Origin of the sequence: Shewanella youngdeokensis, from assembly GCF_033180165.1 — a bacterium.
Lineage (GTDB): Bacteria > Pseudomonadota > Gammaproteobacteria > Enterobacterales > Shewanellaceae > Shewanella > Shewanella youngdeokensis.
Window position 1 is genome coordinate 3,466,453 of record NZ_CP136522.1, and the last position, 14,964, is coordinate 3,481,416.

The 14,964-nt window shown below is 45.2% G+C and carries 16 protein-coding genes; all 16 read right to left on the reverse strand.

From position 1 onward, the window contains the following. The 16 genes from RGE70_RS14860 to petA all read right to left on the reverse strand — a co-directional run bounded on the left by RGE70_RS14860 (position 1) and on the right by petA (position 14,871). On the reverse strand, positions 1-645 hold the full coding sequence (locus RGE70_RS14860; protein WP_310472228.1) for an energy transducer TonB: 645 nt from the start codon (positions 643-645) through the stop codon (positions 1-3). Beyond that, on the reverse strand, positions 645-1,043 hold the full coding sequence (locus RGE70_RS14865) for an ExbD/TolR family protein (protein WP_310472229.1): 399 nt from the start codon (positions 1,041-1,043) through the stop codon (positions 645-647). The genes RGE70_RS14860 and RGE70_RS14865 overlap by 1 nt, the downstream gene beginning before the upstream one ends. After that, the gene (locus tag RGE70_RS14870; RefSeq protein ID WP_310472230.1) at positions 1,033-1,554 is read right to left on the reverse strand and encodes a MotA/TolQ/ExbB proton channel family protein; all 522 of its coding nucleotides are present in this window, start codon (positions 1,552-1,554) and stop codon (positions 1,033-1,035) included. The genes RGE70_RS14865 and RGE70_RS14870 overlap by 11 nt, the downstream gene beginning before the upstream one ends. Beyond that, entirely contained in the window at positions 1,541-2,947 is a 1,407-nt protein-coding gene (locus RGE70_RS14875; protein WP_310472231.1) for a MotA/TolQ/ExbB proton channel family protein, read from the reverse strand. The genes RGE70_RS14870 and RGE70_RS14875 overlap by 14 nt, the downstream gene beginning before the upstream one ends. Beyond that, positions 2,947-3,756 carry a DUF3450 domain-containing protein gene (locus tag RGE70_RS14880; RefSeq protein ID WP_310472232.1) on the reverse strand — a complete coding sequence of 270 codons (810 nt, stop codon included), beginning with the start codon at positions 3,754-3,756 and terminating at the stop codon, positions 2,947-2,949. Before RGE70_RS14880 ends, RGE70_RS14875 begins: the two co-directional genes overlap by 1 nt. Continuing rightward, positions 3,734-4,576: a hypothetical protein gene (locus RGE70_RS14885; protein ID WP_310472233.1), complete on the reverse strand. Its 843-nt coding sequence runs from the start codon at positions 4,574-4,576 to the stop codon at positions 3,734-3,736. Before RGE70_RS14885 ends, RGE70_RS14880 begins: the two co-directional genes overlap by 23 nt. Beyond that, on the reverse strand, positions 4,573-5,265 hold the full coding sequence (locus tag RGE70_RS14890; RefSeq protein ID WP_310472234.1) for a hypothetical protein: 693 nt from the start codon (positions 5,263-5,265) through the stop codon (positions 4,573-4,575). The genes RGE70_RS14885 and RGE70_RS14890 overlap by 4 nt, the downstream gene beginning before the upstream one ends. Positions 5,266-5,301: 36 nt before the next feature. Next, entirely contained in the window at positions 5,302-6,612 is a 1,311-nt protein-coding gene (locus RGE70_RS14895) for an ATP-binding cassette domain-containing protein (RefSeq protein ID WP_310472235.1), read from the reverse strand. Continuing rightward, the gene (locus RGE70_RS14900; protein WP_310472236.1) at positions 6,612-7,658 is read right to left on the reverse strand and encodes a FecCD family ABC transporter permease; all 1,047 of its coding nucleotides are present in this window, start codon (positions 7,656-7,658) and stop codon (positions 6,612-6,614) included. The genes RGE70_RS14895 and RGE70_RS14900 overlap by 1 nt, the downstream gene beginning before the upstream one ends. Further along, a complete protein-coding gene (locus tag RGE70_RS14905) occupies positions 7,652-8,647 on the reverse strand; it encodes an ABC transporter substrate-binding protein (protein WP_310472237.1) in 996 nt (331 codons plus the stop codon). The genes RGE70_RS14900 and RGE70_RS14905 overlap by 7 nt, the downstream gene beginning before the upstream one ends. A gap of 9 nt (positions 8,648-8,656) precedes the next feature. After that, the gene (locus RGE70_RS14910) at positions 8,657-10,693 is read right to left on the reverse strand and encodes a TonB-dependent receptor plug domain-containing protein (RefSeq protein WP_310472238.1); all 2,037 of its coding nucleotides are present in this window, start codon (positions 10,691-10,693) and stop codon (positions 8,657-8,659) included. A gap of 482 nt (positions 10,694-11,175) precedes the next feature. After that, positions 11,176-11,634 (reverse strand): ClpXP protease specificity-enhancing factor, encoded by a 459-nt coding sequence (locus tag RGE70_RS14915; RefSeq protein ID WP_310472239.1) that lies wholly within the window; start codon positions 11,632-11,634, stop codon positions 11,176-11,178. Continuing rightward, the gene (gene sspA / locus RGE70_RS14920; RefSeq protein WP_310472240.1) at positions 11,634-12,263 is read right to left on the reverse strand and encodes a stringent starvation protein SspA; all 630 of its coding nucleotides are present in this window, start codon (positions 12,261-12,263) and stop codon (positions 11,634-11,636) included. Before sspA ends, RGE70_RS14915 begins: the two co-directional genes overlap by 1 nt. Positions 12,264-12,371: 108 nt before the next feature. Next, entirely contained in the window at positions 12,372-13,067 is a 696-nt protein-coding gene (locus RGE70_RS14925; protein WP_310472241.1) for a cytochrome c1, read from the reverse strand. Then, positions 13,067-14,281 carry a cytochrome b gene (locus tag RGE70_RS14930; RefSeq protein WP_310472242.1) on the reverse strand — a complete coding sequence of 405 codons (1,215 nt, stop codon included), beginning with the start codon at positions 14,279-14,281 and terminating at the stop codon, positions 13,067-13,069. The genes RGE70_RS14925 and RGE70_RS14930 overlap by 1 nt, the downstream gene beginning before the upstream one ends. Further along, complete coding sequence (petA, locus tag RGE70_RS14935) at positions 14,281-14,871, reverse strand: ubiquinol-cytochrome c reductase iron-sulfur subunit (RefSeq protein ID WP_310472244.1); 591 nt, start codon at positions 14,869-14,871, stop codon at positions 14,281-14,283. Before petA ends, RGE70_RS14930 begins: the two co-directional genes overlap by 1 nt. Positions 14,872-14,964: the final 93 nt, after the last annotated feature.

The following is a 14,964-nucleotide window of genomic DNA, read 5'->3' on the forward strand; positions in this document are numbered from 1 at the left end:
TTAACTGACCTTGAAATTAATGGGGACATCAACAAACACCTTTACCGCTTCACCCGACAATACCGCCGGTTTAAAACGCCATTTGCGCGCAGCTTTCATCGCCGACTCATCAAATACTTTTTCAGGTGTGGCGTCTAATACTTCAGCGTGACTGACTATGCCATCAGCTTCGACAATAAGCCGTAATAACACGCGACCGCCATCTTTAAACTTACGCCCAGCAACGGGCATTTTTGGCTGAATATATCGCAATAACTCTGGTGGTTGGTCAACATCATTAATGCCAGCCATGACAGGCCCAACTTCAGGTAGGCTGGTGGCGGTTAACGATGGCACTGCCAGCACGGGCACCGATATGGGCATGTCAGCAACTGCTGACATCACGGGTAAACGAGTTAAAACTGGGGTTGATACCTTGGCCGAAACGGGTTTTACGTCAGCTTCTTTGGTTACTGCCGTTTTCTGTTTTTGCGGTTCTGGTAATTGCACGGCGATATCTGTTGGTTTATGCGTGGCGACCTGTAATCCTGGTCGCTGATTTAGACTGGCTGGTAGGTAATAGCACAGTAAAATAGTCAGCCCAACTGATAACAGCAGTCGTGCAAGCAATACCGCGACCCGGTAACCTTTGCCGTGCGCTATCATTACAACTGCGCCGCCACAGAGCTGTAACTGATCCCTGCTTGCTTGGCAATATCGAGCACTTTAATGGTAACTCCAGTTGGGCAGTGAGTATCGGCAACCACCAATAATTTGGCTTTGGGAGTTTGGCTGGCTATTTGCTGCAACTTACCTGGCAGGTAATAAATATCAATCTCTTTAGATTCAAAATACACCCGCCCAGTGGTATCAAGCGTTACCACTATAGGACTGCCATCTAAACTGGTGGCGGTGTTTGACTGAGGCCGCTTAATTTCAACCGATGATTGCTGCACAAAATTGGTTGATACGATAAAGAAGATCAACAAAATAAACACCACATCGAGCATGGGCGTCATGTTTATTTCAGGCTCTTTATCTTGTTTAAAACGATCACTGAGCATGTTGCTCTCCTGCCCCTAGTTGAGTTTGCAGTCGGTTAAGTTTCCGCTGCCAAAAAAATGCTAGTAGCGCCCCACTTAACCCGACAAAGAGCCCGGTTTGAGTGGTAACCATTGCCATTGATATCCCCGCTGAAATAACCGCCGGATCGTGAAACCCGTAATTAGCGCCAGCATCAAACATGGCGATCATGCCGCTTACCGTACCTAATAAGCCTAATAACGGCGCAATCATCGCCAACAACTTAACCCCTTGAAGGTCTGCATATTGCTGTTGTTGCATTTGTCGCAGCGCCAATTGAGTTAACCGTTGGTCAAGCCAGCCACAAGATGTAGTAGGAGTGCTAATACTGCCGGCAGGATTGGGGTCACTAAAAATAGCGCGACTCACCAGCCATACCATCAGTAAACAACAGGCAAACAGTGGCCACATAACAATGCCGCCAACCTCAATAAACCCGAGCATAGCGTGACCAAATTGCGACATAGCATAGAGCATACTATCGAGCGACATTAGCGGCTCCACGCTCAATGTTTATTGCAAGTAATAGTGCTGATTGCTGCTCCATATTTAAACTCAGTGACTGTGCACGGCGTTTTAATGGGTAATGCAATAATAGTAAAGGTAACGCCACTAATAAGCCTGCTTGAGTCGTGATAAGCGCTTTACTGATCCCTTGCGACAGTAATTTAGGGTCACTATTACCAAATTCAGTTAATGACTGAAACGTCTCAATCATGCCCGATACGGTGCCTAATAACCCTAACATTGGTGCCATCGCCGCTAACAACGCAATAAAGCCTAGTCCACGCTCAAACTGCGCCATCTGCTTAAGCATAAGCTGCTTTAAGCGTTGATCCATTGATTCAACATTAGCGCCGGTGACAATTGAGTTTGCCAGTACCGTCGCCGCAGGAACCCGAGGTTGATTAGCCATTTGCTGTTTAACCATGTCTAACTGGGTTATCCTGTCCACCGTGTCTGACCGTGCAGGTAAAATGTTGCCTAGCGGCTGCCAGTAAAACAGCTTGGCAGCACGCCACAGCGCGATAAGTAAACCCAGTGCGGCTAAAATAAGAATGGGCCATAACACTTCACCGCCTTCTTCAACCCAGTTAGCCACACTTTGCTCATTGGCTAAACTTGGCAGCATACGACCTTGGCTTAAGTCCATTGGTAACAAGGTTGATTGCTCATCCAGCCATGCTGCTAATTGCGTAACGATTGACACGCTTTTTGGGGTAATCGCCATTGGTAGCGTATCGCTCATTGCGATAAAGCTTGGCGATGCTGTGGTACTAACCGCCATAAGGCCACCCACGACGGTTACAGGCTGCTCGCTCACGCTGCCATCGGCAAAACTAATAGCGGCGTTTGACTCAGTCACTTGCCCAGTTAGCTGCATGTCGGTAACAGCGGCGGTGATCAGCGTATCTAAACGGGTTAAACTCGGGAAGCCTGACTCCGCCTTGGCGCTATTAAGCGCCGCGCGCCTTTGTTGCTCAACCAGTTGCGTTGGGCTTTGCTGCCATTGCTGCGACAAGCTGTTTATCGCTTTTTGATAAGCCCCTTGCACGAGTTTCATATCATCGACGGCGACTTGGTAGTCTTGGGTGAGCTGTTGTTTTTGCGCCCTTAGCTCAACGAGCTGTTGGTTCAACGCGCTCAGTTGTTGCTGTTTAGCGGCTAATCGAGATGCTAACTGCTGCTGGTTATGCTTTACTTCGTCAATATCTTGCTTAAGCCGTTGCTGCCATTGACTGTTTTGTTGGTTTAGGCTCGCTGCGCGCTCACCGACCTGTTGCTCAAGTTCAGCGTATGGTTTTGCTGGGGTTGGCGCTTCAGCCGCCTGCACGTTAGCTAAACAGGCTAGAGACACTAATAGGATTAACATTGTGGCGCGCATTATTTCTGCACTCCTTCTAACTCAACTGCAGCCGAAAGGTTCATCAAAGGAACATTGACGATTTTGGCAATTTGCTTGTTGGTAGTAATAGCCATAGCTAAACGTAAGTCACCTTGCTGGCCAAGCGGTAAAGCTTGCCACTGGCGAGTTTTATTATTAAACCAGCCGAGCTGTTGCTCATCGGGGGTCATGTAAAACCACGCTAACCGCCCTAAACGTAGCAAGTTAACTTGTACTGGCTTACCGTCAATCACAATCACATCTTGGCTGGCATGTTGCCCATAACCGTAGGCAACCTCAATGCTGAGCACGTCTAATAAACGTCGGAAACGTTCAGCTAAGGGTAATGAACTGGCGTCCATTGCAGTGCGCAAAAAAGCCAACCGACGTTTACGCTCATCAAAATCGAACGGAAGGTCGCTGGCAATTTGCCGCTCTAAGGTGGCGTACCAAATCTCGAGTTGAGGCTCGAGTTGCTGCTTAAGTGCATTAATGGTTTCAATATCTTGCTGCAATTGTGTCACTTCTGCAGTGAGCGAGTCTAAATAGCGCTGCTGCTTTTGCAGTTGGTATTCAGTCCAATACAGCTCGCCTAAATCTTGCTGTTGTTGCGATAAAGATTGCGCTTTTTGCTGTTGCCAGTCAGCCGCTTCTTGCCCTAACTGTACAGATTGCTCAATAGGTTGTTGTATTTTATCTACCCATTGCTGCGCTAGACTTTCAACCTTAAGCGGCTCAGCGTTAGCACTGACATTGACCGTTAGCGCATAGATAACGGCAATTAAATTAAGCTGTAAGTGACCTTTCATTGCGGCCTCCCTTTTTAACTGAGCGACGCCAAAACACCAAACCTTGCAGTAATAAGCTCAATAACAGTAAGCCGTAACAAGCAAAAAAGTAGTTCACTAATGGGTTATGCACCGCTAACACTTTAACGTGCACCCCTTTATCTTGCTGCTGGTATGGCACGCTAAAATCTGTAACGGTGAGGTACAAAGAGTCCAACTTGAATGGTCGCAAAAAGCTAGCGTCACCACGGAACACTTGGTCACCATCATGGATCTCAAAATGTGCACTATTTTTTCGCGGATCAAACTCATCAACACTGCGGCGTGTTATACGCCCTGCTGGGCTGCGACCTTTTTCATTTTCAGCAATTAAGCTCACGTCATCTTGGTAGTCAACTTTGGTCAGCTTAATTTGATAGCGGCCACTTTTAAATTGCTCACCTTGGTGCAAAACAGCACTGTCGTGACCATGAATAAATACCAGGTCAACGCCATGAAATATAAATACAAGCAGGGTTAATAAATGGATTGGCAACATCATAATCCGTGGGCTACGCCAGCGTTTGCTACGCCAAACGGGCATCAGTTCGCGCCAAGAACACAGTGCGGTATTGACCCCTAAAATGAACATCAATACAAATAAACCCACAATCCAAGCACCAACCGCGGGCGTACTAACAAAACTCTCCCCCCATTGTGACATAGGTAAGTCGTTAAGTGATTTTAGTACCTTGCGCGAAGGGTTATGCTCACTCAGCGCCATACCTAAGCCGAACCAGCCAGAGATGGTCACTAACAGCACAAACGCCAAGCGCATTGAAAACAGCCATTTAAGGGTCATAGCACGCGGTATCCCAACATTAATAAACTGATAAAACCTAACACTGCGGCGCGGCCCATGGCTAATGCCCTAGCATTTGGGAACCACGCTTTTGGAAGATGAAAAACTAAAATAAACAGCAAGTAAGTTAATGCCGAAAAAAAGAAATGCCCGCTCCAGCTCCAACTGCGTCCCCAACCTATGAAGGCCCAATAACTGCCTGCTATCTCGCCGGCTAAAAAGGCTGTTCCGGCCAGCAAGCTCAGCAAATGGCAATGACTGTCGAGGCGAGCATCAATTCTTTTAGTTTGAAACAGGTAGCCCACCAATGCGGCAATCGCTAACCCTAACGCCACAGGGCGAGAGAGAAAAAACACTTGCGCCCAAATAGACGTAAGCATTGCGCTATCGCCTTTTGGTGGTTCAAAAATTTGCATTGCCGCCAGCATTAACAGTGCAACAGCGCTCACGGCTATGGCGTAATGAGCTTGCACGCGGTTACTAAAGCGCAAACAACACAGGCTGAGCAAGCTAACAATAGCGGTTACCAATAAGTAGATGGTATCGCTACTGGCAGGAAACAAGCGACTGCTAGCATTGACTCCGTAAAGGGTTACGATGGCGAGCAATAGCAAAGTAATGCTCACCACTCGCGCGGCGTGAGCAACCTTTATTGGCGGTGCCACAGAATTAATACTGGTGTCGTTCATTGACGTTCTCATCCATTCTATTTAGTGCAATATCAGTTAGCCATGATTAACGCTAACAAACTGCATTAGCTTAGTGGCTATGTCGGGGTCGTCGGCTTCAATAATCTCAGGATTGGTTAATGACCAATGCCGACTCACTTGCTCAATTAAACTTGGGCGAACCACCCAAATATGGCGACTATTAGCCACTGCCATTAACGGCGCGATTTGGCGACCAAACCCTTGTCCACTGAGTTCCATGGGACCTATTTCGTCCACAATACACACATCACCAGGCAGCACTTTGTTATGGTCAAGTGCTTGCATTCCCAGTGATAAACCCTCGTTGGTAAACGAGAAGCGAGTGCCGGTTTTAGGGTCAAGTTCACCGGTACGCTGGCCAAACAGGCAGCGCTCATTAGTGGCAATATCAACCAGATCACTACTAAAGCGACGTCCGTCTTTCATCACACCTGGGCACAACATACCTTTAAGAGGAATACCTTGTTGTTGACAGTTAGCAATGAGCTCGGCTAGCGCTGTGGTTTTACCGCTGCCACTTTCGCCGGTCACAATTAGCACCTTGCTCAAACTTAAACCCAATACATTTTGTGGCATAAAGAAATCCTGCTCAGCCACTTGGTAACAAGTTGTGGCCAAACCATATAGCCGACTAATGTTTTTACTCGTCATTACGCTGCTGCGATCGCCGTAATCGAGCACCTTGCCGTGTTCGAGCAACAATACTTTATCGGCGTACAACTGCGCTAAATTAGGATCATGCAAAATGGCAATAATCGCAGTATTGGATTCTATACAACTGCGTTTAACCTGAGACAAAATTTGGAAACGGTTTCTAAAATCAAGGTGGTTAGTTGGCTCATCAAGCAGTAATAGTCGCTCACTTTGAAATAATGCACGAGCCAGTAATACCAATTGACGCTCACCGCCAGACAAACGGTTGTAATCACGTTGAGCCAGTGCGCTAGCATCTAGCTGTTGCAATACTTTTTTTGCGTCTTCTACATCTTGATCTGATGGCGATTCAAAGGTTGATAAAAATGGGGTACGCCCCATAACCACCATTTCAAGCGCAGTAAAAGCGAAAGCGGTTTCTTGCTGCTGCGGCACTAATGCCATTTGCTGCGCAATTTCGGCCCGACTCATGCTGTTTAACGGACGTTCATTGAGCGACACAACCCCTTTACTTGGAGCGTTCAAGCCGCATAGGCAGTTCATTAATGTGGTTTTACCAGCGCCATTGGCACCGAGCACAACAAGGAACTCTCCGGCTTTGAGATCAAAGCTAACACCGTCTAGTAGGCACTTGTCGCCAACTGAGTAGCTAATATCATTCACTGATAGCATTAGAGTGCCCCGCCTTGACGAAAACGAAATAATAGGAAAGCAAACAGTGGAGCTCCCACTAATGAGGTTACAATACCAATCGGAATTTCCATGGTGAACGTGGCTCTAGCAGCGCTGTCAGCTAACAATAAAAACATGGCACCAACAGCGGTAGAGATTGGAATTAAGCGCATGTTATTCGCCCCAGTAAAGGTACGAACCATATGGGGAACGACCAGCCCAATCCACGCGACTTGCCCAACGGTTGCCACACACGCAGCCACAATAAACGAACTAATAACAATTAACACTAACCGCAATCTAGCTGGTTCAATTCCTAAGCTACGGCTTTGCTGGTCGCCCAAGCACAACACGTTTAAGCGGTAACGCAAAGTGTGAATGAGTCCGTAACCAACAATAACAGGTACTGCTAACTGGGCAACGGTGCTCCAGCTGCTCGCAGACAATGACCCCATAAGCCAAAAAACAATGGCAGGTAGCTCGCCGTATGGGTCAGCCAACGCTTTAAGCATGGTTAAACCGGCACCGAATATTGAGCCAACGATAATCCCGGTCATAATCATTAGCAGTAAATTATTACTGCCAAACCGCTTAGCCATAAACATGGCGGCACACGCTGCAGATAAACCACACACAAAAGCCAATAGCTGCACGGTTAACCAACTGCTGCCTGGCAAAACCAGCCCCATTGCCGCGCCAAACATACAACCTGATGCAACACCGAGAATATCAGGAGACACTAGCGGGTTACGGAACACACCTTGGTAGACGGCTCCAGACACTGCCAGCCCCGCGCCAACAATTAATGCGGTTAATAAACGCGGAAAACGGATCAATAAAATGACCCGTTCAGCTTGAGTAAGATCGTCAGGTACTTGCCCCGACATGATTAAGCTAACCAACACTTCGGGTAACTTTTTTATGGCACTAAATAAATCACTCGGATTAACCGAGAAACGACCGGCACAAATCCCTATAAAACCAACAACAATCGCAATCCCTAGCCATTGAATGGGCATCATCTTGCGCCCTTTAATCACTAACATTTTTTAAACTCTTGTAATGGGGATAAACAGCTCTGGCCAAAAGCGACTTGGTAATAACGCGCAATTTCAGCTTCTACATCAATACTTTTAAAACGTTCAGGATACGCATTTGCGGCGACATAAAGCGCACTTGCCATCGCCATTGGTGATGGCATGTCCCAAAAGCTACCTTGAGGAATATGCACTTGTGGTAATTTTTTCAACGAGGTCATTAATGAGTCGTTGAGTTGCTCGTCAACTTTGTCGGACCCATTTGAGCCACGCACCAATATTTGTGGCTTCCATAATAATAACTGCTCAGCGTTCACCTTAGGAAAAAACCCCGGCACACCGCTAACCACGTTATCAAGGCCGGCCTTGGCCATTAATTCGTGCTGGAACATTTGTTCGCTGGCGGTGCGAAACAGATCGGAACTGCTCGCGTAATAAGCTTGTAAGCGTTGCTCTTTTGGTAAGTCAGCCAATGCAGTGCTAATAATATTGGCAAGGCGTTGGTTTTCAGCGGCGATAGTAGCGGCTTTATCTTCTACACCCGCCGCTTTAGCAATAAGGTCGAGTACAGCTTGAGCATCACTGAATGTTTCAGGTTGGATTATGATGCTGGCGATACCTAGCGAGGTTAAGCGGTCAGCTAAACGGTAACCGTCTTTTTTACCGTAAACTAAGACTAAATCAGGGTTTAACGCCACGATGGTTTCTAGGCTAGTACCTGCTGAGCGGCTGCCGATCACTAATGGATCTCGCTCGCCAAGCAGCTGACTAATTAACGGAGATTGTTTAGTGCTACCACCAATACCCACTAATTGATCTGCAAGGCCCAAGCTGAGGGAAAATAAATTAGCTGGTGTAAAGGTCGTCACAATCCGTGTTGCCGGCTGTTGCAGCACAACTTCACGGCCTTGTTGATCGACCAAGCGTATCGGCTGAGCCGATACGCTTGAAAGACAACAAAGTAGAATGACAACAGTACTTAATAGTCTGTTAAACATTCTTATCCCTTAGAAAACATACTTAACACCAACTTCGTAAGAGCGACCTTCGTTTGGTTGGCCGTATCCTTCGTAGTGAGATTCATCAAGTATATTATTTAGGTTAGCGTAAGCTGATAGTTGTGGTGTAAACGACTTACTAACACCCAAATCAATTGTTAACGTTTCAGATTCCCACTCATCAGAGTCAACTTCGATTAAAATATCTGTGCGGTAGCGAATACGTAAATTACTGTTGATATCCAGTGTTGGTTGGTACCAGTTAAATACTGCTGTTACCGCGTTTTCTGGTACATCACGGAAGTAATCTGATTCACGGTCATCACTGGTATTACGAGCATGAGTGTAGGTGTAATCAAACGCTAAGCTGATGTTTTCAGACAACTGGCTGTTGGTGCTGATTTCAATGCCGTAGAACTCTGAATGACCAACGTTTTCGTAGTACTCATTGTCCCAACCTGGATCGCTCGGATCTGGCTCGTAAACAGAAACAATTTTGTCACTAATATCATGGTAGAACATACCGATATCAACACTGTTTAACCACTCATGACGCAAATCATTTTTCCAACCTAAACTATAGCTGGTATTACGCTCTGGCTTAATATTGTGACGGTAACCTGAGTCATCATACATTTCGTCAAAGGTAGCAAAACGGGTTTTTTGTGCCACAGAAGCGTAAACTAAACCTGCATTGTCGAAGCTATAGCTCATGCCCAGCATTGGGTCGAGGGTATCTGAACCATCAGCATCAGGATCGGCCTCATTGTCTCTGTCTTCAACAACAGTTTGTTTGTGCCATGCGATTGCAGCAACAACATTTAGTGCGCCAAAGGTCATTGTGTCTTCAACGGCAAAACTTAATGTGTCTAGCTGTGAACGCTCGTAACCGTATGAGTCATCAACATCAATATCTAAATCTTCTTTCTTTTTATGCACGTCATTTTTGTAGTTAACTGAAACGCTTAAATTGTTCCAGTCAGCTAAATTCATGTCAGCAAATAATGCACCACCACCGGTGTAATCACTGTATGTACTTGTACCCAGTTTAACGGCTTTCTCTGGGGTATCATAAGAAACATAAGCATCAGTATGTTTATGGTAATACGCTAGGGCGCGCACATTAAGCCAATCATTAACGCGGTGCAAACCACTTAAATCAACACCGCTATCTTTATATTCTGACATATCAGCAAAGCTACTAAAGCCACTGAAGACTTTGTTGTAGCGGGTGTTATATGGCATTTCGCGATCTGAATCTAAGCTAAATACACTGGCAAACAATTCAGTGCTTTCGTTAGCGTAACCACCACGAACCCAAATATTTGTTGAGTCATAGGCTGAGTTTTCACGCTCACCACCATCTTCTACCACCAGTTGGTCTGGTAAGTCACCATATTTATTTTTAACATCTGATTCAACTGGCTCAAAGTCGTTAGACATTCTCATGGCATCACGGCCACGGTGATCAACTGTAGCTAATAAGCTAAAACCATTTTTACCCAAGCTGATTGAAGCAGACTCATGGTTTTGACCCATTTGTCCAAAAGAAGCTTGTAACTCACCACTCACGCCGTCTTGGCCTTTTTTAGTGATGATGTTAACTACGCCACCCATACCATTTGGGCCATACAGTACTGATGAAGCACCTTTAGTCACTTCGATTTTTGAAATGATGCTAGCCGGAATTTGGTTTAAATCTAACTGACCAGCGTTGGTCTCATAGTAAGGCACACCATCAAGTAGAATAAGTACTTTATCTTGCTCGAAACCTTGAATAGTTAAAAACTTTTCACCTTTACTCGATTGCGCAACGTGTACCCCAGGAACATAGTCAAGCGCATCGGCTGCGGTTTTAGCACCAATCAATTCAATTTGCTCGGCTGTCATGGTGTTATTAATGGTAATATCTTTAACACCAGCTTGCTCTGAAACAACAATCTCACCTAGCGAAAAAACATCGTTTGCATCATTTGCCATTGCACTTGAGCATGACAATAAACTGCTGATGATAACTGCGATTTTAGTGTTTTTTGTTTTGATCACCGAAAGCTCCAACTACTTGTTATAATGGCGAACATCTCTTTAACCTGCGCTAAAGACCCTGAGTCACCGTAAATTTGTGCGTATGGTATTCTTTATCCACACGTTCGACTATTAGCAATTTCGAATTCTAGACCTGAATCACCCAAAAAAAACCGATACCGACATAAATACCTAAAAGCACTAACCGATTGAGACAAATAGTCCAACAAAGACAAGTTGTCTGCGTAAATGTGTCTCTCTAATAAAGTGGGGGATAATAGAATTGATGTATTACACAAATGGCATTAATGCAGCGATGTTCTTGATAAGAAACTAAATACAGACCAATTATTATTGTTTGCGCTCAAGCTCAAAAGACAGATAACACAATGCATTTCAGGCAAAGTTAAACACTGACTCCTGCAAAACTACACCTAGATAGTTAACAATTTACAGACACAAAAAAGCCAGTCATAAGACTGGCTTTAATCATCACTGCAAACTTATTTTACCAATGTTAAATGACCGCGACGCTTTGGCTCTTTAGCCACAGCTTTTTCAGTCTCTGGTTCAGTTGTTTCAGCAACGGGTTCTTTCACTACCGAAAGCCCAGCATCTTCAAAGTCGTCATCTAGCTGATAAGCTTCTTCGACCTCAAAAACCGTACCTGCGCCATTTTCTCTGGCGTAGATAGCAACAATTGAAGCCATAGGCAACAATACCTGCTGAGGAACACCACCAAAACGTGCACTGAACTCAATAAACTCATTGGTGATTTGTAATCCACCCACAGCACTTTCAGTAATATTAAGTACAATTTGACCATCTTTAACATATTGTTGTGGTACTTGCGTGCCTGGCACATAAGCATCAACGACAACATGGGGCGTGAGCTGGTTATCCATCAACCATTCATAGTAAGCCCTTAATAAATATGGACGATTCGGGGTAAACTCTTTCATTAGATACCCATGCGCATTTCGCGCTCAGTCTCTGTTAAAGAAGCTTTGAATGATTCACGATCAAATAAGCGCGTCATGTAAGCTTTAATATCTTTAGCTGTGCGGTTATCAAGCTCAATACCTAGCTCAGGTAAACGCCATAATAACGGGCCTAAGTAACAATCAGCTAAACCAAACTCTTCACTCATGAAGTAAGGCACTTCACCAAAGATTGGAGCAATTGCGGTTAAGCTTTCGGTCAACTCTTTACGAGCAGCTTCTGCACGGTCGCCTTTTCTAATACGCTCGACAAGTTCATACCAATCTTCTTCGATGCGGTGCATCCAAAGACGGGTTTGACCACGAGAAACCGGGTATACAGGCATTAATGGCGGATGCGGGAAACGCTCATCAAGGTATTCCATAATGATGCGAGAGTTATATAGTACTAATTCTCTGTCAACCAATGTAGGAACAGTATTGTACGGATTAAGCTCTATCAAATCTTCAGGGATCTCATTTGGATCAACCTGTAGCACATCAACCGTTACACCTTTTTCAGCAAGTACGATACGTACCTGATGACTATATAGGTCGTCTGCGCCTGAATACAGGGTCATGATTGAGCGTTTGTTGGCAGCAACAGCCATTGATACCCTCCGGGATTCTTAATTAAAAAAGAAAAATGCAAAAACAAACGAGGAGCAAGGCTCCCCGTTTACAATATGCGGATAATACATTCTACCCTTTAATAGGGCTTAGTGTACATCTTTCCAGTATTCTTTCTTTAAGAGGTAGGCCACAAAAAAGAAAATAAATAGGAAGCCCATCACCCACCAACCTAAACTTTCACGTTCAAGTTTGATAGGGTCACCTGAATATACAAGGTAACCGGTGATATCGCGCACATATTGGTCATACTCTTCAGCCGATAATGCTCCACCTGTCGCAACAAGTGTTCCATCGCCTTGTTTTACTGCTAACCCTTGTAGGTCTTGTAAAACATGCGGCATACCAACTGAAGGGAATACTGTGTTATTAACACCAAACGGGCGGGTTTCATCTTTATAGAAACCTTTCAAGTAAGTGTAAATCCAATCCTCACCGCGTACTCGCGCTACTAATGTTAAATCTGGTGGTGTGGCACCAAACCATTTAGCGGCGTCATCCGTTGGGATTGAACTTTTCATCAAATCGCCAATCTTGGCACCGTCATGAATATACTTAGCTCGCATTTCATCTAACGCAATTCCCAAGTCAGTCGCAACGCGTTCATAACGCTGGTACTGAGTACTATGGCAACCAGCACAGTTATTTTGAAAGTGATCCAGACCACGTTGCAGCGACTCTTGGTCATTGAGGTCAATGTTGGCAGGCTCTAAGTGAGCACCACCGCCAGCAGCCATTGCCAACGTTGGAACCAAAGCAACTAATGCAATCAATAATTTTTTCATTAGTGTGTCAACCTCTCTGGTACTGGCTTAGTCTTCTCGTTCTTACTGTAAATCCATAACAATAAGAAGAACCCGAAATATGTCAACGTAAAGAACCGCGCCACGTAAGTCAGAATTTCCGTTGTAGGAACTGCACCTAAGTAACCCAAGACGATAAATGATACTGCAAACTGACTGATATTAATCTTGTGGATCAGGCTGCGGTAACGTACTGACTTAACATTACAGCGATCTAACCAAGGTAAAATAAACAACACGCCAATAGATAAGCCCATGCCGATTACACCCATCAATTTGTCAGGTATAGCTCGTAAAATTGCGTAGAAAGGCGTGAAGTACCAAACTGGCGCAATATGCTCTGGGGTTTTCATTGGGTTAGCCGCTTCAAAGTTTGGTTTCTCTAAGAAGTAACCGCCACCTTCAGGCATAAAGAACAAGACATAACAGAACACGATTAAGAAACCTGCAACGCCCATGATATCTTTAACGGTATAGTATGGGTGGAATGGAATACCATCTTTTGGCCAACCATTTTCATCTTTATTCTTTTTAATCTCGATGCCATCGGGGTTGTTTGAACCCACTTCATGCAACGCAATAAGATGTAGGAATACCAACACGACTAGTACCAATGGCAGAGCAATAACATGCAATGCAAAGAATCGGTTCAAAGTTGCACCAGACACAACAAAGTCACCGCGGATCCACAATGTAAGATCATCACCAATAAATGGAATAGCACCAAATAATGAAATAATAACCTGCGCACCCCAGTAAGACATTTGTCCCCATGGCAACAGATATCCCATAAAGGCTTCAGCCATTAACACTAGGAAAATAAGCATACCAAAGAGCCACAAAAGTTCTCTTGGCTTTTGGTATGAACCGTAGATTAAACCACGGAACATGTGCAGGTATATAACCACAAAGAAGGCCGATGCCCCGGTGGAGTGCATATATCGCAGCAACCAACCGTACTCAACATCACGCATGATATATTCAATTGAGGCAAACGCTCCTTCTGCAGTCGGAACGTAGTTCATTGTTAACCAGATACCAGTAAGGAGTTGGTTAACCAGTACCAGCATGGCAAGCGAGCCAAAAAAGTACCAAAAGTTAAAATTTGTTGGCGTAGCATATTGCCCAACGTGACGGTTATAGGTTGCCGTCATGGGAATGCGTGCATCAATCCAATCAATAATATTCTTAACCATTACGCATCTCCCTTATCAACACCAATAATTACGGTGCCGTCATCAATATACTGATGCGGTGGAATGACCAAGTTTAGCGGTGCAGGGACACCTTGGAATACGCGACCCGCCATATCAAACTTAGAACCATGACAAGGACAGAAGAAACCTGACGCAACACCCTCTACTTGCTCACCAAACGAATCTGGTAAATAAGTGGGTGAACAACCTAGGTGAGTACATAAACCGACGGCTATGAAATACTCAGCCTTAATTGAGCGCCCAGTATTTTGTGCGTATACAGGCTGTTGAGGCTCAACAGATTCTGGATCGCGAAGTTGGTCGTCAATAGCCGGCAGAGCATCTAAGATCTCCTGCGTACGACGGACAACCCATACAGGCTTACCACGCCATTCAACTCTAATAAGTTGACCTGGCTCGAGTTTACTTATATTTACTTCTACCGGCGCACCTGCTGCTTTTGCTTTGGCACTCGGATTCCATGACTTTATAAACGGAACCGCAACAGCTGCGGCACCTGCACCACCAACTACGGCGGTGGCTGCGGTCAGGAATCTGCGACGTCCGGTATCGACTGGCGCATTGCTCATCCACTTGTCTCCAGAGAGTATTGGAATTTTTGTTTTATCAAGCTTCTCAAAATCTGGCAGCTGCCAGAGAATCTAATTCTAAATTTGAGGCGG

Coding starts and splice junctions, on each gene's coding strand:
- RGE70_RS14860 (WP_310472228.1), bottom strand. CDS start 645: ATGATAGCGCACGGCAAAGGTTACCGGGTCGCGGTATTGCTTGCACGA.
- RGE70_RS14865 (WP_310472229.1), bottom strand. CDS start 1,043: ATGCTCAGTGATCGTTTTAAACAAGATAAAGAGCCTGAAATAAACATG.
- RGE70_RS14870 (WP_310472230.1), bottom strand. CDS start 1,554: ATGTCGCTCGATAGTATGCTCTATGCTATGTCGCAATTTGGTCACGCT.
- RGE70_RS14875 (WP_310472231.1), bottom strand. CDS start 2,947: ATGCGCGCCACAATGTTAATCCTATTAGTGTCTCTAGCCTGTTTAGCT.
- RGE70_RS14880 (WP_310472232.1), bottom strand. CDS start 3,756: ATGAAAGGTCACTTACAGCTTAATTTAATTGCCGTTATCTATGCGCTA.
- RGE70_RS14885 (WP_310472233.1), bottom strand. CDS start 4,576: ATGACCCTTAAATGGCTGTTTTCAATGCGCTTGGCGTTTGTGCTGTTA.
- RGE70_RS14890 (WP_310472234.1), bottom strand. CDS start 5,265: ATGAACGACACCAGTATTAATTCTGTGGCACCGCCAATAAAGGTTGCT.
- RGE70_RS14895 (WP_310472235.1), bottom strand. CDS start 6,612: ATGCTATCAGTGAATGATATTAGCTACTCAGTTGGCGACAAGTGCCTA.
- RGE70_RS14900 (WP_310472236.1), bottom strand. CDS start 7,658: ATGTTAGTGATTAAAGGGCGCAAGATGATGCCCATTCAATGGCTAGGG.
- RGE70_RS14905 (WP_310472237.1), bottom strand. CDS start 8,647: ATGTTTAACAGACTATTAAGTACTGTTGTCATTCTACTTTGTTGTCTT.
- RGE70_RS14915 (WP_310472239.1), bottom strand. CDS start 11,634: ATGAAAGAGTTTACCCCGAATCGTCCATATTTATTAAGGGCTTACTAT.
- sspA (WP_310472240.1), bottom strand. CDS start 12,263: ATGGCTGTTGCTGCCAACAAACGCTCAATCATGACCCTGTATTCAGGC.
- RGE70_RS14925 (WP_310472241.1), bottom strand. CDS start 13,067: ATGAAAAAATTATTGATTGCATTAGTTGCTTTGGTTCCAACGTTGGCA.
- RGE70_RS14930 (WP_310472242.1), bottom strand. CDS start 14,281: ATGGTTAAGAATATTATTGATTGGATTGATGCACGCATTCCCATGACG.
- petA (WP_310472244.1), bottom strand. CDS start 14,871: ATGAGCAATGCGCCAGTCGATACCGGACGTCGCAGATTCCTGACCGCA.